This is a genomic window from Arthrobacter sp. P1_B9 (assembly GCF_056406495.1).
The window spans coordinates 332,789-354,497 of the sequence record NZ_JBFUAA010000001.1 but is presented as its reverse complement, the minus strand read 5'-3'; the positions used below and the strand labels follow the sequence as shown (position 1 = coordinate 354,497).

Below are 21,709 nucleotides of genomic sequence, written 5' to 3'. Positions count from 1 at the left end.
GTACACCGAGCAGACTGGAAGCATCATGAGTGACGCCGTCATCAAAATTTCCTACGACAACCCGTGGGAAGCCACCGCCCGCGAGATCGGCGATAATACGAAGTTTGTCCACGTGGCGCTGGCGGAGGGTCATCCAGAGGACATGAACCTCATCCGTCTGGCGAGGAAGATCCCGGAGGCAAAGTCCACCCTGGTGGGCCTTACGAAACATGGTTTTCATTCGTACGTCACGAAGGACAATGCCACTCGTCTCGTAAGGTATGACCGCGTGCCGGGCCTATGGCTAAAAGTGAAGGACGGCGAATACAGCATCACTGAGGACGGTGTCGTCTACTCGTACACACCGCCCGCTTCCGGCCTAGCGCCAAAGCGCCTGTTTGTTGTCTTTTCGTCCATTCATTCGAACATGTATACAACCAGTCTCATGCGTCACTTCATGCAGAATTTTCCGACTGTCCAGAAGTACCTGCCGAGCGACACCGCAGTGCTTCGAATCGCAGACCTCGGCGGGGTTGCGGGCGCTTTTTACTTGAACACGTCATATCTGCGGGACAATGTTTCGGCAATCCAACGACTCTTGACCTCCGTGGTCAATCAGCACAAAATAGGCCACGATTCAGTCGTTCTGTACGGCGTATCCAAGGGCGGAACCGGCGCCCTTTATCACGCCCTCAAAGGCGGATACCGTTGCGTTGCAGTCGATCCGATCGTGTCCGACGCTTACTACGAAGAGCAACACCGCGATTCGCATTTCACAACCGGTGGCATTTTTCCTGCTTCAAAGCAAAGTGTTTTCCGAGAACTGATCAATACCGTAGTCGATGGTGGCGCCAGAGTTTCGGGCACCTACAGTCGCTGGTCTGTTATATGTTCAGACTTCTCACCGCAGTTCGTATACATATCGGATATTCTGGTGCGTCCACTCCTCGACCATATTTCATTTTTCAATTCCCGAAACCCTGAAATCAAAGATCATCCTGATGTTGGGCCGCGGACTGTAAACACAGCTACGACGCTTATGAATATGCACTTGTACGGAATCCCGATCCGATCAGGGATGAACCAGATCGACTAACAACACTAATTCAAATGTAATTCATGCCGCCCGCTCGGGCTCGCCTCTCGGACCACTCTGGCGACACCCATTCGACCTGGTGCGGAACTGGTATCGCCTTGCGCTGCCACCAGCATCTTGAAGCTGCTCGACTACGGCGCGCCGGCTCCGTCACTCCGCTGACCACCGTATGCGGCAAAGTCATCGTCGGAACAGGCCAGCCGCCAGGTTTGCGGCGCAAGCCGTCTTTCCAGCCTCGGTTACTAACGAAACTTCGAATCCTGCCGAAAGTACCCTGTGTAAGCGTTGCCTCGATTCCTTATAGATGGTGAGGTCCGCGATGGCCCACACCACGGCATTCGACGGCGGCAGAAGTCTTGCACTCCAAATAGGCACAACGGAAGGGTTTGAGATGTTGAAGCGTTTGCGAACAGGACGGCGCCCGAGATCGGGTGCGGCCGCTATCCTCATGACATTAGTGCTTATTTTGGGTGTAGGGACGCAGGGGGCTGTCGCCGCGACGGCACCTCCCACGGGGCTGAAGTCCACGTCCCTGACCACGTCCACTTACCTGAGCATGTCCTGGAGCCCAGTTACCGGAGCGGTCGGGTACCGGCTTATGTATTCAAATAAGTCCGACATGAGTACGCCTTTCTACCGCAACATCGCTTCCGGCACGACCGGCGGCTACGGAGGATTGACCCCGGCAACCACCTACTACGTTAAGGTCAAAGCCTTAAGCTCAACGGGTGCGGACCTCACCGCTTACTCCGCTGCTGTTGTGGCCAAAACCTTGCCTGCCCAGCCCGCTCCTCCCACCGGACTGAGGGCCACATCGCAAACTTCCAACTACCTGACCATGGCTTGGAACCCCGTGTCAGGAGCGGTCGGCTATCGACTCATGTACTCCACGAAATCAGACATGAGTACGCCTTTCTACCGCAACATCGCCTCCGGCACGACCGGTGGGTACGGGGGATTGACGCCGTCAACCGCCTACTACGTCAAGGTCAAAGCCTTGAACTCGGCCGGCGGGGATCTCACCGCCTATTCCTCCGCTGTAATAGCGAGAACACTGGCTGCCCCTCCGGCTCCCCCGGCAGGTCTGAAGTCCACAGCCCAAAGCACTACAACGTTGACTTTCACCTGGGGCGCGGTTCCCAACGCCCCGCAATATCGGCTCGCGCTGAGCAGCAAAGCTGACATGACTTCGGCGTCCTACCTGACCTCTACCAGTGCGGCTGGCGAAATGCGGGGATTGTCCCCGGCGACGGCCTACTATGCGCAGGTCCGCGTGATTTCGGCAACCGGCACCGGTATCACGTCCTACTCCGCCGTTGTGAAGGCAACCACCGCGGCCGTTGTCGTGTTGCCGGCAATTGCCAAACCACTCTCAGTGGCGTCCTTCAACGTGCACTGCTTCACCTGCAACGATGGAATGCCCGAGGAAACGCCGTGGACCAACCGTCGAGGCGCGGTGGTTCAGACCATCATTTCCAAGATGCCGGACATCATCGGCGTTCAGGAGGCCTCTCAGACTTGGATGGACAATCGGCCGGGAGGCTACACACAGTTTGAAGACCTTAGGGACCGGCTGAACGCAGCGGGCGGTGTGTATAAGCTCTCCGATTCGGACCGAAACAACTGTGTCGACTCAAGGCTTCCCACGAACTGTGTTTACGCCGATAAAGGCGCCTCGGCAGGGACGAAGATCTTTTACAACGGCAACACTGTTAAATTGATCAGGTCCGGTTCGAAGGAACTTCCGGCGACTGCAGCGTCAGACATCCCGCGTTTCGTTGCATGGGCCGAAGCAGTGCAACTCTCGACTGGCAAGCATGTGTTTTTTGCGGATGCTCACCTAGAGGTCGGCAAGGACGCCGCGTCCAACGACCTCCGCAAGCTGCAGGCACAAACTGTCATGGACACAATCAAGAGCAAGAACACAAGCGCTCTCCCGGTCGTCCTTGTTAGCGATATGAATTCCAACAAGTGGAATGAGCCCTCCAACGGCCCCTACGACGTGATTACAAGCCGGGGGCTCGTGGATCCCCTAGGCAATACTTACAAGAGCTGGTATCCGAGTGGTGCGGCCACTGCTGAAAAGGTGGTGAACCGACGAGTCAACAGCTGGAACGGCTTTGAGCGAGTCGTCCGCCAAGGTGATCCCGGAACCAGTGGGGCATACATTGACTACATTTTCACATCGAAGATGAGAGTCTCGCTCTACGAGAACGTCGCCAAAATCGACGCTCTCGGAAGCTATGTCGGGACGATTCCGTCGGACCACAATATGCAGTTTGCTACGGTCGGCCTGCCCTAGCCTTCGGCGGCTGAAGTCAAATGGGGTAGCTCGTGCAGGCGCTCGGCTGGGAGAAATCCCGGCCGAGCGTTTCTGTAGGAAATCGACGAAGTCTATGGAGGTGCGGCTGGGTACTTCCTGGAGCACCTTCGCGAAAGCAGTCAGGCTACAAGTCCAACCAGAACCCGGTGGCGAATCATCCCACTACAGCCCTTGAATATTCCCAGCCACCCCCGTCGGCCGTTCTGCAGACCAAGCCGAAGAACGCCCGCGTGGGGAAGAACCGTCGGATGTACTTGGAACCCGAACCTGTCTGGCAGATTGGAACGCGGGACTATTTTTCTCGCGTCGGCCAGAACGGCCTCGGTGGTCCGTCACAAAGCCATTCCATGAACGTCCGTGCTCGCGCCTCCGTGCTGTCGCCACCCGGGCTGACGGTGTGCTCATCCCATCGGGCTGTCCCAAGGCTCCCAGACTTGTGTGGACAGAGCGGGGAGCAGCCGACCCGTAGTGGCCAGGCACGCTTGTGTGGCCTCTAGCCACCAAGGCAAAAGGTCGATCCGCGATAGAATCTAGACCGACGACCGATGAACCTACCAAAGGCGAATTTCTCACGATGAATAAGGAAGAAACACCGGCTCTTCCCGCGAGGGCCGAGCTTCGCGCGGCCACCTGGACGGGCGCCCGGACTTACACCATAAAACTCTGGGCATATCTGCTCCCCCAAATCTCGAAATCGCCGCCGGCGAAGGTGGAGGTCTGGCTACAGGACGAACAGGGGAATCGCACCCATGCACTGGTTCGCCCCTGTGAGGACCCCGCCGCCAACGAAGGAAGCGCCAATACCTCAGTTGACGTTTCCAAGAGCGCACTGGAAGTGGTCTTTGACTTTGATAGCCATCTGGCAGCCGCAACCGCACAGGGCAAAATACTGACGGTTCATCTGTCCATTTCTGACGGTCAGCACTCATACGAATCAAAATTGACAAATAGATACCGTTGGGGGTCCGCCGGCGCCCTCGATGCGTCGGGGTTTCCGAACGGCATACACGTCGTGCCTTCGTGGAGCGCCCAAGGCTTGCAATTCAAGGTTGCCGAGCGCATCGCAGTGGCACACGCACAATCGTTTGTCGGAAGTGAGCTTAGCTTCTGGGTAAAGACAAATGGCTCCTTCATCCCCACGCTGGCGGTCTTGAAGGACGATGCGGACCGCGAAGTCCCGGCTTCAACGTTCAATCGTGAGGGCAGTTGGGTTGAAGTCGCCTTCGATTTAGCAGACCTGCCGGAGTATGCGGGAGAAAAACAGGAGCCGTGGCGTTTCTATCTCCAGGGCGAGGCTGGAGAACGTCGGCTTCTCCATTGGTCCACGATGCCTGCGACCGTCACTGAACTTGCAGCTGGAGTAATTCTGACAGCCGGTCCGAGCGGTGTCGTACGCTTGGATCGCGTGCGACAGCATATTGAAGCAGATACTGTCGACTTTTACCCGCGACCCACCCCGCACATTGTTATCTCGGGTTCATATGCGGATGTGACTTCCAAACCATTGGCTCTTTCTCTCGAGGGCCCACGCAGCCGCGTTGAGGCGAGTCTTATTACCAATAATGCGGGCCGCTTTGTCTTTTCCGTTCCGCTCGTTCTGACCTCAGAAAGCGGGCCGCTGTCCGTTCCATCAGGCGGCTACCGTGCGACTGTTGAGTTCGCTGACGGGTCACACGAATATCTGCGCCCGACCCGGCCCCTTATCGCGGGGCTGTACAGGAGACATTCGTCTGACCAGGTCAATGTGCGGCTGGAGCGCTCGCCCGCAAACGAAATTTACGTCAATGTAGCTGCCCCACTCGGTGCAAATGAATTGGGTGAATTTAATCAGCGCAAACTCAGCACCGCGAGCCGCAACAGAAGGCAAATACAGAAAGATGATTTCTACTTTGAAAGTTGGTTCGGTAAGAACTTTTCAGACAGTCCCCTGGCCCTCTATAAAGAGGTAAGACGGCGCTTTCCCGATGCAAAACTGTACGTGGGCGTCGCGGACCTGTCGGTCTCAGTGCCGGATGGGGCCATACGCGTGATCCGTAACAGCACGCAGTGGTGGCGGGTCTTGGCCGATTCCAAGTACGTGGTCACCAACTGCTGGGCGCCAGATCGGTTTCAGCTGCACAAGGAACAAGTCTTGGTCCAGACGTGGCACGGAACTCCGCTGAAGCTTCTGGGGTTGGACCGCCCCGGGTCGAAGGAAAAAGCAAGTCGGGTGGCGAAACTGGAGAAGGACGCGAACCAATGGAGCCTTTTGCTTTCACAGAACCGACACAGCACGGCGGTCTTCCGACAGGCATACGCCTATCGTGGGGAGATCATGGAGTCCGGGTATCCGCGCAACGACGCGTTGTTCGACAGTGAGATTCTCAGGAAGGATGTTCGCAACTCTCTGAACATTCCAGACGACAATACAGTCATCCTTTACGCGCCAACATGGAGGGAAGGCAATGCGGGATCATCTGATCTCTTAGATGCCGGCGCCATGGCCAGTACGCTTGGGCCGAACTTCACTGTCCTCGTTCGCGGGCACTCCGTCAGCCTTCGACGTGGCGAGAATGTGCGGGCCGCGGGAGTCATTGACGTCACTACATTCAACGATCCCACGGACCTTATGGCCGCCGCCGACGTGCTGGTGACTGATTATTCGTCCATTATGTTCGACTTCAGCGTGACTCGAAAACCAGTGATCTTCTTCGTTCCCGACTGGGATGACTACACGGGATCCGGCCGGGGAGTATATTTCAATTTGGCAGACAAGGCCCCAGGTCCCCTGTGCCATTCCCGGCAGGAGGTTATTGATGCCCTCCGCGAACTGCCGGAAAGCAGGCAGAAGCACGATAGCGCTTATGCCGACTGGACCAAAGAGTTCAACCCGTGGGACAACCCACGGTCGTCCGAGATGGTCGTTTCCCGCATTCTCGAACTCGGCAAGGAGAACTCCCGGCAAGACTAGGGCAGCTGCCCACTCGGCGGGGTCCTGACGATCTTGGACTGCCGCCGGCGGAACGTGACCAAATGAAAGCGGCTAACGGATAGAGAACCTCCGTTAGCCGCTTTCGTGTCAGTGGGTCATCTGGTCAGCGCAACATCAGCGCCAACTATGCTTTCAAACTTGGCTAAGGCCCCGGCGACGTACTGCTCGGCGTCGAACTGTGCCGGATGAACATTCCCCGCCAGGTACGCGCGCATGCCGCTGACAAGCCCGTCCACCGAGTTCGGCACGAGAAGCCCGTGCTCGCCGTCCGGACCAGCGAGAACACCTCGGGAACCGTCTATGTCGGTCGCAATTATCGACATGCCAAGAACCATCGCTTCCAGCAGGACCATTGGCTGGCCCTCATGGTTGGACGAGAGGATAAAACAGTCGCTCATGCGCAAGATCGCGAATGGGTTGTCCTGCATTCCTGCAAATAGGACGCACCCATCCAGGCGGAGCTCGCTGGACAGTCTCCGGAGGTCTCCTGCCAGCACCCCGTCACCGATCAGCACCAGTCGCGTATCCGGGGCTTCGTCAACTATCTGCTTGAACGCCCGCAGTAGTTTTGCGTGGTCCTTTTCCGGCGAGAGGCGGGCACTCATCGTGAAGACCTTGCCCGGCCCGGACATCCACTTGGCCAACGTGGCGTCAACTGGCTCCGAGGCGCGCGCAACGATTTGCTCAGGGAGCACGACATTGGGCGTATAGCCAAACTTTTCGCTCGGGATGCCGAAGGTGTCTGACAACTTTGCCGAGTTGACTTTGCTGAGAGCTTTCGAGACGGAAACCACTCCATCAAACTCCGGATAAAGGGCAAACATTTCGCGCAAGTACGGGTACTTGGAGCTCGACTCGGCCAGCATATCGTTGTGCAGGAAAATCTCACTCTTGTTCACGCCGTCGCGGCCACCGAGCAGTATCGATGCCATAAACGGCGAGTAACCGTCAAATTCCACGAGAGCGTCGAAAGCAGAGTTGCCAAACAGTCGACGGAATTCCCGGCGGTAGGCATTGAAGTATATTCTCTTCTTCTCATCCGCTGAAAAAGCATTCGATCTATTGAATGTTGAAATTATCCATCGTTCCTCAACAGAGGCGCTTTGACGGCCCACCCGTCCAACAGTTCGAACGCTTTCTGGAAGAGACTTGAAAGCGGCCAGCCGTTGGGAATCATTTGAAACGCTGGCCGCATCGATCAACAGCGTCATGGCGTGGCGTTCCGAGTCCAGCGCCTGAAGCAAGTTGAGCAGAGAGGCTGTCATGCCATTGGGATTCATGCCGTGCCTGAACAGCAGCGAGTTTTCCTTTTTCGGAAGCGATACCTCGAGGCTGGAATCACCCTCGAAGAAGAAGGCGACCGCTCTCGCTGCAGCGTTTCCGTGCTCGACCGGCGTGAACCGTTTCTGGTTTGCCGCATACGTTGGGTGTACGTGATCCGCCGCGAGTCCGATTCGAATGCCGGCGAGTGCCTCGTCAACGTTTCGGCAAACAGGACCGGGGAGGCTGTTCATGTCGAAGTACAGCCCCCGTTCCAGAGCGTACTCGTCAAGGTCCGGGACGTAGAAAACGATCGGTCTCCCGGTAGCCATGTAGTCGACGACAACGCTCGAGTAGTCCGTGATGAGGACGTCGACAACGGACAGCAGGTCGTTGGTGGTGAGCGTCCGGGGGACGACGGTGATTGACTGTTCTCCGTTGACCAGGAGCTCTTCGGTGTAGTGGTGGGCACGCACCACAAGGTGGAAGTCGGAAGCCGACGCGAGGGCTCCAATGTCGCGGGCCATGGCCTCCGCGTCGAGGACCTTGGCGTTCATGCTGCCTCGCCACGTGGGTGCATACAGCACGACAGGCTTGTGATCCTCGGGATCCAGCCCCAGCAGGCTCAGGACGGCGTCACGGCTCGCGGCTGAAGAATTTACCGTTTTGTCGATACGAGGGTAGCCCGTAAGCCCAATGCGTCCGGTGAAAAGTTGATCTACGCCAAAGGCCCGTGTGAGAACATCTGTCGTGTGATCGTTCGAACTGAGCAGGTGTGTAGCCTGCAGCAAGTTGCGGGTAACGTTGGCGTGCTCCAGGGCAGCCCCTTCCACGTCCGTTCCCATCTTCTTCAAGGGCGTGCCGTGCCAGGTGTTCAAATATGACTGGCCGTCTCTTCGGATGAAGTACGACGGGAAAGTCGAATTGTTGATGAGGTACTCGGCTGTCGCCAGGTAGCGCAGATACAAATCGGATTGTTTGACCACGATGAGAACGTTTGCGCGTCCCAGGAGGCTGCCGGGCAAGGAGACGCCTCCGTCAGCAACGGTCCAGATGTGCGTGTATTCCGAATACTTCGGATCATCGACGATCTTTTCAAAAATGGACAAGGGGTTGCAATCGATGGAACCGCCCAGGTTGCTCTCATAGAGAACCGTCTTGTTGGCTATCGGCAGCGTCTCGTAATATTCAATGTATTCAATAACGGTTTTTGTGCCAGGGTTCTTCGAGTATCCTCGTTCACTCACTCCATACGGTCGCGCGAATATCCGACTCGCCCGGAAGGCGTCGCAGGCTTTCTCGGCCTGACCGGATTTCGCGAGCGCATGGCCAAGTCGGTTGTACCAAGCAGGTCGGTGATCATTGCTACGAAGCACAGCCTGGTGATAAAGCTCTGCTGCACCCTGCCAGTCCCCCAGTTTTTCGGCATCCATGCCGACGTCAAAAAAGGATTGTGCGTCGAGCATGCTCTTTATTGAACTCGCAAGCTGCCTAACGAGACCCAGAAGCCTGTCCCTCACGGCTATGGTATTCGACTCGACCGAATCACCGAATATTTGATCCAGCGGCGTCAGGTTTGCAGCGGCAATATACGAATCAATCGCTTCCTCAAAAAGACCCAATTCGTGGAGAACATAAGCCCTCCGGAATAGCCAATAGGGCTTTTTGTTTTCACTTACTCGTATGGCTGCTTCATACGAATCCGCGGCCTCCTGCAGGTTATGCGACCGCTCCTGCACAAAGCCAAGCCGGTAGTGCCAATACGCTTCATCCGGCTTCAGCGCGACTGCTGCCTGATACGACGAGGCCGCGTCGGCCCATCTGTAGCCCCTGTCGCTAGAAAATCCATGGCGGTAATGCAGCTTAGAATCCAAGGGTCGGTGCTCGAGCTGGTCCAGATACGCGCTGGCCGCACTGTTCCAGTCCTGCAGGGCCTCGAAGAAGACGCCGTGTCCAAGTCGGGTTGCGTCCAACTCACTGTCAGCGTCGACTGCGCGGGCGAACCATCGTTGGGCAGCGCCATGATCGCCCTTGCCAGCGTGAGCGCGGCCGGCAGCGAACAGCAACCCTGCATCATCCGGTCGTAGTACGAGTGCGCGCTCATAGAGTTTCGCGGCCTCTGGGAAGCGTTCCATTTCGAAGTACGCCTGCGCTAGCTTGATCAGCCAATCCGCGTCTTGATTGTGGAGCGACAGTCCGTCCTCAAGCGCTTCGATCTCCTGCCACCGCGCAGCGCCCTCGCCCAGTTGCTTTCCCAGCGCCTTATGGAACTTGGCGTTCCGCGGGTCGAGATGAATAGCTGAGCGCAACGACGCCTGCGCCGCTAGCTTTTCGCCAAGGGACTGTTCGCACTGGGCTTTCCGGTAAAACCATTCGGCTCGCTCGGGGTCCAAATCTGTGGCGGAGCCATACGAGTGCAACGCCTCTGCCCACAGTTTCTGACGCTCCAAGATGAACCCGAGGCGGTAGTGCCAGGCGGCGATTTTGGGATCCAGCTGTACGGCAATGGAGATGTATTTCCGGGCAAGGTCCAGGTTTTCCAGCCTGAAGTAGGCGTGACCGAGTTTGAAAGCGATCCTGGCGTTGGTAGATTCCCCCTGGTCCCAGAGCCGCTGATAGACGGAGGCAGCTGATTTCCAGTTGCCTCGTTTCTCGAACTCGCGACCGCCCCAATAGCCGAGTTGCCAACCAATCATTAATTTCCTCCATGTTAAGAGAACCGCCGAGCAGACACGCCGCCGACCCTGTCCATCCCTAAAGTTTACGGTGCCAACAAGGCAGACCAGCGATTCACCGCCGCCCGACCAGGCCTCCAGCGGGTTGCTCGCCCCATGGCCGTCGGACGCTGTCACCGTGACCGCCGCAACGGCGTCGCAGATGGCCCGCACCGGCCTACCCCGGTTCTAAATGTGCGAGGTCACTTCAGCGGGCCAAATTTCGCCTACGACCCGGTCTGCTGCTCCTCCGTCATCCAGCGCTGCATAAGTCTCTTTAAACCGGCGATAGACGGCTTCAGGGACCTGAATACCTGACCGGATGGCTTCACACAGCTGTCCTGTATCTGAGCACAGCGGCCCAGGAGCTATGGCCTCCCAGTCGAGGTACAATCCGCGGACCTCATTCCTGTACTGATCTAGATCAGGGACCAGGAAGTACATTGGCTTGTCGGTCACGCAATAGTCGAAGGATATCGACGAGTAATCCGTCACCAGAAGATCCGAAGCAAGGATCAGATCGTTGATCTCCGGATACATGGATACGTCTATTAGATTGGCCCCAATTTGAGTGGATGCGCCTCCAGAAACATTGTGGTGCCCACGAACTAGGAACACATATTGCGGTCCAAGTGACGTCAGTGCCGTGGCAAAATCCAAGTGGTTCACCATGGTGTGGCGCGCTGATACATCTTTGGCGTTATCACGCCAGGTGGGCGCGTACAAGACCACGATCTTCTCCGGCGTTATGCCTAGATCTCGCCGCACTCGTTCTGCACGGCTTGCCCGGCCCGGCGCTGCTAAAGCGTCGTTGCGCGGATAGCCTAACGTCAGGACGTCGCCGCCGTAGCCAAACGCGTCAGGCAAGACATCCGCGGCAAAAGCGTTTTGCGCGAACAGGACGTCCCACATCTGTGACTCCCGTTCCATGAGCCTGCGGTAGGAAGCCGAGAGATAACGGGTCGGAGCGTGCCGTGCCAGCTTTTTCAGTGGTGTGCCGTGCCACGTTTGCACGTAGAGCTGACCTTCGGATTTTCTGAAATAGGACGGAAAATTGTTGTTGTTGACGATCGTTCTTGAGGTCCCAAGCATGATGAACCATTCGCGGGAGCCTCGTAGGACCGGTACCGCATATTCGGGAAATTCCACGGAGAAGTCAGCGATGGACCAGTGGATGGGCAAGTCGGGTGCTTTCGCGTGCAGTGCGTCGGAGATAGCGCGTGGACTGTCAGTGCAGCTCTTGCCAGCAAAACTCTCAAACATGACAATCTCCGTGAGTGCACGCGAACCTCGTGCGTCCGCGTATTCGTCGCGGAGCCGGCGCTGGTTGTACTTGCCGCGCTCCGACGGTTGAAGGGGCGCAGCAATTCCCACAGCGCAGGCTCCAGAGGTGACCTGGAAAACCCTTACAGTGGCGTGCGGATATCGGTGTTCCAAGGGCAGAAGGTCCGTCCATTGGACATCGGTCATAACCGGCATCGACGACTGATCCAGGCTGCCTCCCCCGCTCACGTACCGCAGTGTGTAAGCGCCGGGGATAGGCGCAGCCGCTTCCCGGCCCCACGCGGTCTGCTTCAGTGGGAACGTAAATACCATGGTGTCCGGGCGGAGCTGTCGGACCGACGTCGGACGCACAGTATTCCGGGCCGTGACCAAGGCGAGGTCAAAAGTAGCCAGAGCCGGCGCCATTGCGCGCGGAACCCGAACGCACACGCTGAACTCGTCCCGCTCTATGTCAAAGGTGACGTCGGTGACCACGGGGTGAGGGGGTGCGGAGCCCGTCCCGGCGCCGAGGCCGTCCCGCAGCGGTGGACTCACCACGTGCCGGCGCTCAAAGACTTCTTGGCCAATAGCCAGTCTGATGACCACCTCGATCGGCGCGGTGAGAACGTCGCCGAGGCGCTCGGCGCCGATGCTGCACCTGAATCCCGACCCGGCGTGGCTGGCATGCGGATCATTGCCCAGTACGTCCAGATGGGGATCCTGGACGCGGTGGACGTCCAGGTCCCGGAGCCTGCCCGCGCTGTCCTCGACCAGGACCCTAATCTGACCGGGATAGGCTGCCGAATCGAGGCCCGGTAAGAAGAAATGTCCGGCCAACACTAGGGCCCCATCCTTGGACCACCCGGCGCTTCGCACGTGCGAATCCGGCGCCAATGTTGCGGAGGGGAATTCCAGGACCTGGCCCGGGAAACGCGTGGCCAGCGAGTCCAGATATTCGAGCCGGGCAAAGAATTTGTCATTGCGGATCTGGGTCTCAAAGCCAGTGCCATTTTCGGACCGATGGATGAGCACGTCTTCGAGGTCAGCGCGCGCCCCTTGTGCCGCCAGGCTGCACAGGATCTGCTCGTGCGGCCCGATGTTCCTCAGCACAGTTGTCGAAAATCCGTCGCCCAGGTTCCGGACCGAGGAGAGGATTTTTGCAAGACCAGAGTGAAGTGTAGCCCAGTAGTCGTCCCCGGCATACGGTACCTGTTCGAAGTAAGGCACGAGGTCCGATCCCAGAACTCTCGTGAACCAGGCCAGCAGGGCATCCGGCCCGCTTTCGGCTACCAGCAGCTGGCTGACGGAATCCACAACGCAGAGGCGATCTTCCAAGTCCCGAAGGGAGTGCTTGTTCTGCGTAATGGAAGATCCGTCCTGACGGATCCGCCAGTTGTATACCGCGTCTGGAATTATGTCGAACGCTACTGCCCGCGCATATGCCCGGGCCGTAGTTTCCTGATCCTCGTAGAGGACATCCTCGGGAATGGGGCCCACAGCCGAGTCCCAAAAGTCTTTGCGGAACATTTTGTTCCACAGGAAGACGTCCGACATGATGTCTGGGTAATCAACCAGGCCAATCGCGTCCCGCGGGATGGCGTGGAGCCTGTCCATCATCTTCACTGTTGACCGCTTCCGTCCGAGCAGCCGGGCGGAGGAGCCCACGACGAACTGGGACGACGTTTCATGCAGCTTCGTGATCATGACGCTGTAGGCATCAGGGGCCACAACGTCGTCGGAATCCGCAAAGGTGATGAACTTGCCCGTGGCCCGTTCAATGCCCGCGTTCCTCGCGCGGCCGTTCCCTCCGTGGGCAACGTCGAGAACGCGGATCCTTCGGTCGCGACGGGCGAAATCCTCGGCAATGGCCCGTGAACCATCCGTGGATCCGTCATTTATGACGATGACTTCCAAATACGGGTAGCTTTGCGCGACGATGCTTGCCAGACAGTCGGCCAGATAGGGCTCGACATTGAATACGGGCACAATCACTGACACCCGCCCGAGCTGCTTGTGCCGGCCTCGGATCAGGCGATGGAGCCGCGACTTGTCAGCCGGATGCATGGCCCCGCTGAGCCGGGACGTCATGCGTCGCAGCCGGGGAGCCAGCCGGAGTTGGTGTGGCCCTCCTGTGCCAGTGGATTTCATGGCTGCCCCTTGCCTGTCTTCATAGCTCAGCGCCAGAAACCGCGCGTATCAATGAGCCGCTTGCCCTCGAGGCTGCTGGGCTCGATGTCGCGGAATTTGTCGTGGTCCACCAGCAGCACCACTACCTCGGCAGCCTCAATGGCTTTGTCCGTTTCCACCAGCCGGATGTTCTCAATCACGGCGAGTTCCTGCGGCAGGTGATCCTTGTGCGGTGCAGCAACCAGAATCTCGGCATCCGGATGCTGCACAGCCACACGCCGGACGATCTCCACGGCCGGAGATTCCCGGACGTCGTCGATATTTGCTTTGAACGCCAGGCCCAGGCAGGCAATTGTCGGACGGCTGTCGTCGCCGACAGCCTTCCGGACCTGTTCCACAATGTAGCCAGGCTTGCCGTCGTTGACCTCGCGGGCGGTCCGGATCAGCCTCGAATTCTCGGGGTCGGCGGCCACGATGAACCAGGGGTCCACGGCGATGCAGTGGCCGCCAACGCCGGGGCCGGGCTGGAGGATGTTGACCCGGGGATGGTGATTGGCTAAGCGGATGAGTTCCCACACATCGATGTCCAGGTTGTCGCTGATAACGGACAACTCGTTCGCGAAGGCAATGTTGACGTCGCGGTAGGCGTTCTCGACGAGCTTGGACATTTCCGCCGTTGCGGCGTCCGTGAGATGGATTTCGCCCTGGCAGAACACTGCGTACAGGGCGGCGGCGGCTTCCGCAGCCTCAGATGTAAGACCGCCCACCACCCGGTCGTTGGTCACCAGCTCGATCATGATCCGGCCCGGAAGCACCCTTTCAGGGCAGTGCGCCACCAAAAGCTTCGGCTTCCCGTCGTGGCCGTCCAGGCTGAGGTCCGGGCGCAGCCCAAGGATCAGCTCGGCGAGCCGGCGCGTGCTGCCGGGAGGCGACGTCGACTCCAGGATCACCAGTTCCCCGCCGCTCAGCTGCGGGGCGATAGCGCGGGCGGCGGCAGCAATGTAGGACATGTCGGCCGACTTGTCCGCCTTGAACGGGGTCGGCACGGCCACAATGTAGGCATCCGCGGCGGGCGTTTCGAGCTGGGCCCGGAGCCGCCCCTGGCTCACCGCGCCCGCGACGTGGACGCCCAGGTCAGGTTCCACGAAGGGCACGTCGCCGTTGTTGATGGCGGTCACGGTGCCCGGATTGACGTCGACGCCGATCACCTCGAGACCGTTGGTGGCCAGGATGGCCGCCGTGGGCAGCCCGATGTAACCAAGTCCGACGACGGCGACTGTCCTGATAGATGCCTCGGTCTCGGCAGCCTTAGATGTCAACATGTTCATTTAACTTTCCATAGAATTTCAAGTCTCCGGACGCGAGCAGCTCTGAGTCCTCCACCTGCCAGGTGTGTCCGTCACCGGTGCGGACCTGGAAGTAGTTGAAGCGGTCCGCCGAGTAAATGATCCTACCGGCGGCATGGGCGGCACGGAGAAATCCTGTGTCCTCGCCGATGCTGACATGAAGGAAGGGGTGGTCCGTGAAAACTTCCCTGTGGGCCATGATTGTTGGCCCCATCACGAAGTCGGTGTACCGGTGTTCCCGGACCGCGAACCGCAGGATCGCGGCGTTCGTCGTCTCAAGATGCATGTAGTGGGCCTGTTTCCCCACAACATCCGCGCCGGAGTACGACAGGGCATGGAGCTGGTCACTCAGATAGTGCGGGCCGTAGTGGTCGTCGTCGTCCATCTTGGTGAGGACCTGCCCGCTGGCCGCGGCGACGCACATGTTCAGGCACTCCCCCAGTGACACGTCCCGCGGTGCCTCAAGAAGCACGACGTTGCGGAGCCCGGACTCTTCTGACAGCTCCGCCAGGCGTTCGGCGGAGAGCTGGAAGCCGTGGGTGAGGAGCACCAGCTCCGGCTCCACCCCGCGCTGGCCGGCCAGGGTCCGGAAGACATGTTCCAGGTTTTGGGGCCGGATGGTCGGCAACAGAACGGACACTGACGGCCGCGACGCGCCCGCCGCGATTGCTGGCACAGCATGGTGCAAGACAGTGGCCGCCCGATGGGAATACGTGTGATGCGACCAGATGGTGCGTTGGGCCAGATGGGCCGTGCGGTCGTTCAGCTCCGGGTTGGAAACCAGCGCCCGGGTGAGGTGCTCCGCTTCCTTGCGGGTGGCGGCCACGGGCACGGCCGCGGGGGTGAAAAACTGTCCCATGGCCTGGCTGGGCGCGGTGATCACCGGTGTCCCGGACGCCGAGATTTCAAAGATGCGCCGGGCGCACATGCTGGGCGAGTCCACAACGGAATTGACGTTGAGGAAGACCTTGTAGGCCTTGTAGGCGGACAGCGTCTGCGCGTACGTCAGCGAACCGACCACGTGCGAGTCCAGCGGTGCCGGGAACTGGTACTCGGCGTTGCCGCCGAGCTGGCGGGAGAAGATTTCCAGCCCCGTCTTCATCCGGGTGGACGCGTCCAGCGCCCCGCCGAGCAGGAGGTCCATCTGGGCACGACGTTCGGGATATTTGTGGGCAAAGTACATCCCGGCAAAGGCAACGTCCCGCTGGTGCCGGCCGTGTCCTGGCCGCACGGGGTTGTGGATGGCCGGCTGGGCCGCGAACGGGAGCACGGCGACGCGGTCATGCCCGAGATCCTCGGTGTATTGGGCTATGCGGCCGGAGTCAGAGGTGAAGACGTGGTCAAACAGCCGGGCAGCGGGAAGGAAGTCGTCGTAGTGCGGCGGGTCTTCCTTGTTCCAGAAAACCGTGGGAATCCCTTGGTCCCGGCACCACTGGACCAGCTCCCGGAACTCGTTGCTGGGCCCGCTGGGGCCGGTCAGCTTTCCACGCCACAGGCCGCCGTTGCCCGCCCAGGCCGACTCGACAAAGAGGAGGTCGACGGCGTCGGATGCGAGGTCGCTGCGCCAGGTGTGGGGGTGCACGGCGCTGGTGGCCCACTCGTAGCCGAAGGCCAAGGCGGAAAAGTCGTCCAGGATCACTGCGGCCCGGACGTCGGGCCGGGCCGGTTGGTGCTGTGGGAGGGCGGCCGGAATCAGCGAGAGCCGGCGTTTGCGCCCCCGCCCCGTCCAGGCCGCTTCCACGCCCTGCACGTTGCGGGGCGCGGCGAAGCCCTGTTCGGTCCGCTCACGGGACCGCCAGGTCTTGTACTGTGCCAAACCGCCCCTGCGCAAATGCCACAGGCCTTTCCGGAGCTCCCGGAGGCCCGGCATCAGCCTCGGCTCCGGCGTGAGGACCGCCCACGGACCTCGGTGGCCACAAGGTTCGCTTTGGCGTCGTCGAGAATCTTGGCGGCTGAAATGTTGTTGCCCTTTGACAGGTGCCGGGTGAAGTCCTGATAGGCCTTGATGGCGATTTCCGGCTCACCGTCCATGATGAGATCGCCCTTGTCGAGCCAAATCACCCTTGTGCACATGGCCTTGATCGTGTCCAGGCTGTGGCTGACCAGGAAGACGCAGCCTGCCTGCTCGCGGAGCTCGTCCATCCGCAATTTGCTGCGGTCACCAAACTGGGCATCACCGGTATTGAGCGCCTCATCCACCAGTAGAATCTCGGGATCGACGCTCGCGGCGATGGCAAACCGGAGGCGTGACGCCATGCCCGAAGAATAAGACTTCATCGGTAAGTGAATGGACTTCTCGAGTCCGGACAGTTCGACAATACTGTTGTACTTCTCGTCTACCTCGGCCCGGCTCATGCCCATGGCAAGGCACCCAAGGATGACATTCTGATCCCCAGACAGGTCTTGGACCAAGGCTGCGTTAACGCCGAGCATGATCGGTGTGCTGGAGGCATACACGGCCCCCGACGTCGGCTTGGATTGGCCGCTGATGATCTTCATTAGCGTGCTTTTCCCGGATCCGTTGCGGCCGATGATGCCGACGGATTCACCGCGTTCCACCACCAGGGAGAGCTCATTCAGGGCCTGTACGGTGACCATGTTGGGCTTGTTGACGGCGCGGCGCAGGAACCGGGGCTTGGTCGTGTCGGGCTCCGCGTCAGACGACGCACTCGAGGCGACGCGATAGCGCATCCGTACGCTGTCCACCACTACGCAGGGATGTCCCTCGATGAAGATTTCCTTCTCACCCGCGTCCATAGGATTCCTCCCCCTTCCAGAAGTAGACAAGCCCAACAGCAAGAGCCCCCAAAGCCCAGGCAGCGAGTATTGCCCACGACTGCCACTGGGGAACCCGGGCATAGAGGACGCAATCCCGGACTATGTCGATGACGTTGAACAAGGGGTTGAGCTTGATGGCGGCAAGCATTTGGGGATGGGTGACGAAGCGCTCATAGGTGTAGAAGATCGCCGATCCGTACATCCACGCCCGGAGCGCGAAGGGCAGCAGGTGCGTGACGTCGTGAACGCGGGAGATAATCCGGGCCAGGATGAGCCCCACCCCCAGGTTGAATAGCGATTGCAGGAGTATGGCCGGTATCACCAATACCCACAGCCAGGTGATGTTCTCAGCTGGAGGCAGCACCACCACGATCAGGAGCATGGCGAGCATGAGGGGCACGGCCGACAACAACTCCCGAACGTTGGCGCCGATGGGAAGTGCGGCACGCGGGAAGTTGAACGCCTGAACAACGGACTTGTTGCTCCTGATGGAGCGCGCGCCGGAGGTGATGGCACCGGAACTGAACTGGAACACGAAAATTCCTACCACCAGGTATCCCACGAAGTTCTCAACACCGCGGCTGGTCTTGAGCAACAACCCGAAAATCAGAAAGTAGGTCAGGCCGTTGAAAATGGGGTTCAGGAGCAGCCATGCGCTGCCCAGTCGATCTCGCCGCGTTCCGCTTTGCACCCGGGCGCGGGCATCGTAAAAAATGAACTGCCGGAAGTCCCAGAGCTGAACAAGATAGTCCAGGAAGTTGGGCCGCGAACCGACACGGGTCAGCCGCCGCATGTCCACGGAGAGGGGCTGCACAGCCACCGGCTCCGGGTCTATTGCACTATCTGCGGACACTACTCGATCTCCTCATGTTCATGGTGCAGCCCAGCGTAACGCGCGGCCAGCGCCTCGGCGTTGGCCGCCCAGGTCCTCTCGGCCAGGACTGCGGCCCGGCCCGCGCGCCCCATCGACGCCCGTCGGCTCGCGTCGAGCAACAGCGCCGAGATCGTGCGCGCAAGCTCGACCGGTGACGCGGCAGGGACCAGAAGCCCGTTGCCGCCGTCGTCTATTATCTCCCGAAGTGCGGGCAGGTCGCTTCCAACCACCGGCCGTGCACTCGCCAGCGCCTCGACCGGCTTGAGCGGGGTCACGGCACGGGTCACGTCCAGGTCCTTGCGCGGCACCACGAACACGTCCAGGGCCTGATGATAAAGCGGGGTCTGATCCCGGGGCACCCTGCCCGTGAAGATCGCCCGCCCGGCCAGGCCGAGGCCCCGGACCTGCTCCCGCAGGGCGGGACCGGCCACGCCGTCCCCAACAATCAGCAGGCGCAGCTGCGGAAATTCCGGCGCCAGGAGCGCGAACGCGCTGACCAGGTCATCCAGGCCTTCATACGCGACCAGGCTGCTGACCGTGCCGATGTAGAGTCCGTCCCCGGGCAGGCCGAGTTCGCGGCGCGCGTCGGCGGCGCCGCCGGGCTGGTCGAGGAACGCCCCGCCCACGGCATTGGGAGCGATGACGATCTTGCCGCCCGGAATGCCCGCGGCCACAATATTGGCTTTCATGGCATGGCCCAGCGTCACCACCAAATCGGCGTCGCGCATGACTTCGGTTTCCCGGGCCTGGAATTGCGCGTACTTTTCGCTGTCCCGTGCCGCAGGTCCCCGCGTGGCGGCCCACGTGTCTGCCAGCTGGCCACGGACCTCGTACACCCACGGGATGCCCAGGGCATCGGCCACGGCCCGGACCACCAATCCATTGACGAAGTGTGTGGTGGTGTGCAGAACGCTCGGCCTGAATTGCAGGGCCACCCGCAGTAATTCCTCAGCCTGTTGCTGCAGACGCGCGTCCATGGTGCGGGCCAGCCGCGACGGGAGGAGGCGCCGGTAACGGACGCCATCCACCACGTCGGTGGCCCGCGCCAGGAATTGGCCGACCTGCACGGGGTACCCGAGCCGCGTGACCGCCAGGACGCCCCAGCCCGCTTCCCGCTGGGCCACCATGATGGAGTGGGATCTCTGGGCGTAGCCGCTGGCGGTGTGGGGCAGTGAATTGGTGAGCAAATGCAGGACCCGGCCGGGAACCGGTTCGAAATCCTGCCGACGGAGCACCGGGGCCGCGCCGGCGTAGACCGCCGCCTCACCGGCGAGGCGTGCCTGCTGCCGCCGTCCTGCAGCGCCGGAGCCGTCGAGGGCCTTGACGGCCCCGCTGAGGTCCCCGTCATGCCACAATCTGCGGGCCCGCGCAGACTTCAGGCCGCGAGCATTTCCTGCTTTGGCCAATAAGTCGTCCGATATCTCCAGCAGGCCGGCAGACAGGGCAATGTCCGCCAGGCGCCGGGCCGGTTCCCCCCGGGTGGGGCCATCCGCGGCCAGTTCGAGGCGGCGCTTGGCATCGGCGTCGTTTCCGTTGCTGAGCGCGGCGAGGATGACGGGAGCCGCCACCGAGTTCCTCGGAAAGATGGCGGTGACAACCCGGCCGAAGGGGCGCACGACGGCGGGCAGACGGCGGGCAGCTTGCAGGTACAGGAGAACCGGGTCATCAACCAGGTGTTGGCTGATGACACTCGCGGCGAGCCGCGCATTCTTGAGGAGCTGGATCATTTGCTGGGAACGTCCGCCAGAAGCTCGGAGATGAGTTGCATGTAGCGGCTGGCGAGGTGTCCATATTCTGCGTTGGATTTAACCCACTGACGGCTGTCGCCGTTGCGGACCAGCCTGCTTCGGTCGGCTGCGAGCTCGCGCCACAGATCTGCCACAGCTTCCGGAGAACTGGCAACAATGTCCCCGGCTTCCGCGTCCATGACAATGCGGGCCGCTTCGCCACGCACCACAGCAGTGATGTGGCGGCCGATGGCCAGAACTTCGTAGGTCTTGGATGGAACGGTGGTGTCGAAGGACTTCCAGTCGTCTCGAAGGGACACCAGGCAGGTGTCGGCCGACGCATAGCGCTCGAGCATGGCGTCCCCGGTCAGGGGTGCGTGAAACGTGACCGGGGCCTTCAGCTCCCGCGCCAGTTTCTCCAGCGCCGGCCGCTGAGTCCCGTGGCCCACCAAGTGCAGGTGCATGGAGTCCCCCACGAGGGCGCTTGCCCGGATGGCCACGTCCAGCCGCTGGCTCTCGCCGTGGTTCCCCAGGTACAAAGCTTCGAAAACGTCGCGGTCGAGTTCCGGCGGTCCCATGACTGGTATGGAGTCCAGGTGCACGCCGTTGCTCACGGTTGCTACGTTGCGGATGCCGCGCGCCCGAAGCGTCGCGGCGAATCCCTCGGTCACGGTGACCACGAGGTCGGCGCGGTGCTGGACAAAATCCACGACGCGCTCAACGACGCCTTTCACGCTGCCCTGGACCAGCCGGGCGTCGCGGGCCAGGTCCGGCCACGCATCCCGCATTTCCACGATCAGGGGGACGCCGCGGGCCTTGGCCAGAATGTAGCCGGCTCCCAAGGAAGGCAGACCCGGCGCCGTGACAATGACGACGTCGGGCTTGCGGACCATGAAACCGGCCGGAATCGACAGTGCCGCGGAAAAGCACTGATCCAGCAAACGTGCCGCCCGGGAGTTGCCGTGGCGGAGGTAGGGGACGCGGAGTATCTTCTCGGTAAACTGCCCTTTTTGCGGCTGGAAAGGCCTCCCGGCCATCTTGCGGGGCAGCGCCCGCCGGCCGAAAGGATAGTGCGCAACGGGTGTCACGACGTCGACATCCCAGCCGGATGCCGAAAATTCCTTGATCATGGCGGTCCAGCGGCGCTGGGGAGGGCTCTGTTCCGGCCAGTAGGAGTGGGTCAGCAGGGTTATCCGAAGGCTCTCGGCCTGCGTCCCTTGTGGTGTGCGGTCAACAAATTCGTGGCGCATG

11 protein-coding genes are annotated in these 21,709 nt (G+C 60.5%); 3 read left to right on the top strand and 8 right to left on the bottom strand.

Going from position 1 to position 21,709, the window contains the following annotated elements; all coding sequences use genetic code 11:
• Positions 1 to 25 precede the first annotated feature (25 nt).
• From AC1D1A_RS01495 to AC1D1A_RS01485, 3 genes are all read left to right on the top strand, one after another.
• Positions 26 to 1,075 (top strand): XcbB/CpsF family capsular polysaccharide biosynthesis protein, encoded by a 1,050-nt coding sequence (locus AC1D1A_RS01495; protein WP_476946975.1) that lies wholly within the window; start codon positions 26 to 28, stop codon positions 1,073 to 1,075.
• Positions 1,076 to 1,379: 304 nt separating this feature from the next.
• The gene (locus AC1D1A_RS01490) at positions 1,380 to 3,377 is read left to right on the top strand and encodes a fibronectin type III domain-containing protein (RefSeq protein WP_476946974.1); all 1,998 of its coding nucleotides are present in this window, start codon (positions 1,380 to 1,382) and stop codon (positions 3,375 to 3,377) included.
• A gap of 595 nt (positions 3,378 to 3,972) precedes the next feature.
• A complete protein-coding gene (locus AC1D1A_RS01485) occupies positions 3,973 to 6,348 on the top strand; it encodes a CDP-glycerol glycerophosphotransferase family protein (RefSeq protein ID WP_476946973.1) in 2,376 nt (791 codons plus the stop codon).
• 116 nt (positions 6,349 to 6,464) lie between these two features.
• Here the strand turns inward: AC1D1A_RS01485 and AC1D1A_RS01480 are convergent, their stop codons facing one another.
• From AC1D1A_RS01480 to AC1D1A_RS01445, 8 genes are all read right to left on the bottom strand, one after another.
• Positions 6,465 to 10,325: a CDP-glycerol glycerophosphotransferase family protein gene (locus tag AC1D1A_RS01480; protein ID WP_476946972.1), complete on the bottom strand. Its 3,861-nt coding sequence runs from the start codon at positions 10,323 to 10,325 to the stop codon at positions 6,465 to 6,467.
• Between the two features lie 207 nt (positions 10,326 to 10,532).
• Positions 10,533 to 13,754: a bifunctional glycosyltransferase/CDP-glycerol:glycerophosphate glycerophosphotransferase gene (locus AC1D1A_RS01475; RefSeq protein WP_476946971.1), complete on the bottom strand. Its 3,222-nt coding sequence runs from the start codon at positions 13,752 to 13,754 to the stop codon at positions 10,533 to 10,535.
• Positions 13,755 to 13,780: 26 nt separating this feature from the next.
• Positions 13,781 to 15,061, bottom strand: a complete 1,281-nt coding sequence (wecC, locus tag AC1D1A_RS01470) for a UDP-N-acetyl-D-mannosamine dehydrogenase (protein WP_476946970.1) — start codon at positions 15,059 to 15,061, stop codon at positions 13,781 to 13,783.
• Positions 15,042 to 16,895: a glycosyltransferase family protein gene (locus AC1D1A_RS01465; protein WP_476946969.1), complete on the bottom strand. Its 1,854-nt coding sequence runs from the start codon at positions 16,893 to 16,895 to the stop codon at positions 15,042 to 15,044. The genes wecC and AC1D1A_RS01465 overlap by 20 nt, the downstream gene beginning before the upstream one ends.
• A 53-nt stretch (positions 16,896 to 16,948) precedes the next feature.
• Positions 16,949 to 17,836, bottom strand: a complete 888-nt coding sequence (locus AC1D1A_RS01460; RefSeq protein ID WP_476946968.1) for an ABC transporter ATP-binding protein — start codon at positions 17,834 to 17,836, stop codon at positions 16,949 to 16,951.
• Positions 17,823 to 18,710, bottom strand: coding sequence for an ABC transporter permease (locus AC1D1A_RS01455; RefSeq protein ID WP_223916437.1), 888 nt, complete (start codon positions 18,708 to 18,710; stop codon positions 17,823 to 17,825). The genes AC1D1A_RS01460 and AC1D1A_RS01455 overlap by 14 nt, the downstream gene beginning before the upstream one ends.
• Positions 18,710 to 20,458: a glycosyltransferase family 4 protein gene (locus AC1D1A_RS01450; protein WP_476946967.1), complete on the bottom strand. Its 1,749-nt coding sequence runs from the start codon at positions 20,456 to 20,458 to the stop codon at positions 18,710 to 18,712. The genes AC1D1A_RS01455 and AC1D1A_RS01450 overlap by 1 nt, the downstream gene beginning before the upstream one ends.
• Positions 20,455 to 21,708: a glycosyltransferase family 4 protein gene (locus AC1D1A_RS01445; RefSeq protein ID WP_476946966.1), complete on the bottom strand. Its 1,254-nt coding sequence runs from the start codon at positions 21,706 to 21,708 to the stop codon at positions 20,455 to 20,457. Before AC1D1A_RS01445 ends, AC1D1A_RS01450 begins: the two co-directional genes overlap by 4 nt.
• Position 21,709 lies beyond the last annotated feature (1 nt).

Bases quoted from the DNA above. Each gene is read 5' to 3' on its own strand.
- AC1D1A_RS01475 (WP_476946971.1), bottom strand. From the start codon at position 13,754: ATGAAATCCACTGGCACAGGAGGGCCACACCAACTCCGGCTGGCTCCC.
- AC1D1A_RS01445 (WP_476946966.1), bottom strand. From the start codon at position 21,708: ATGCGCCACGAATTTGTTGACCGCACACCACAAGGGACGCAGGCCGAG.
- AC1D1A_RS01460 (WP_476946968.1), bottom strand. From the start codon at position 17,836: ATGGACGCGGGTGAGAAGGAAATCTTCATCGAGGGACATCCCTGCGTA.
- AC1D1A_RS01490 (WP_476946974.1), top strand. From the start codon at position 1,380: ATGGTGAGGTCCGCGATGGCCCACACCACGGCATTCGACGGCGGCAGA.
- AC1D1A_RS01495 (WP_476946975.1), top strand. From the start codon at position 26: ATGAGTGACGCCGTCATCAAAATTTCCTACGACAACCCGTGGGAAGCC.
- AC1D1A_RS01480 (WP_476946972.1), bottom strand. From the start codon at position 10,325: ATGATTGGTTGGCAACTCGGCTATTGGGGCGGTCGCGAGTTCGAGAAA.
- AC1D1A_RS01485 (WP_476946973.1), top strand. From the start codon at position 3,973: ATGAATAAGGAAGAAACACCGGCTCTTCCCGCGAGGGCCGAGCTTCGC.
- wecC (WP_476946970.1), bottom strand. From the start codon at position 15,061: ATGAACATGTTGACATCTAAGGCTGCCGAGACCGAGGCATCTATCAGG.
- AC1D1A_RS01450 (WP_476946967.1), bottom strand. From the start codon at position 20,458: ATGATCCAGCTCCTCAAGAATGCGCGGCTCGCCGCGAGTGTCATCAGC.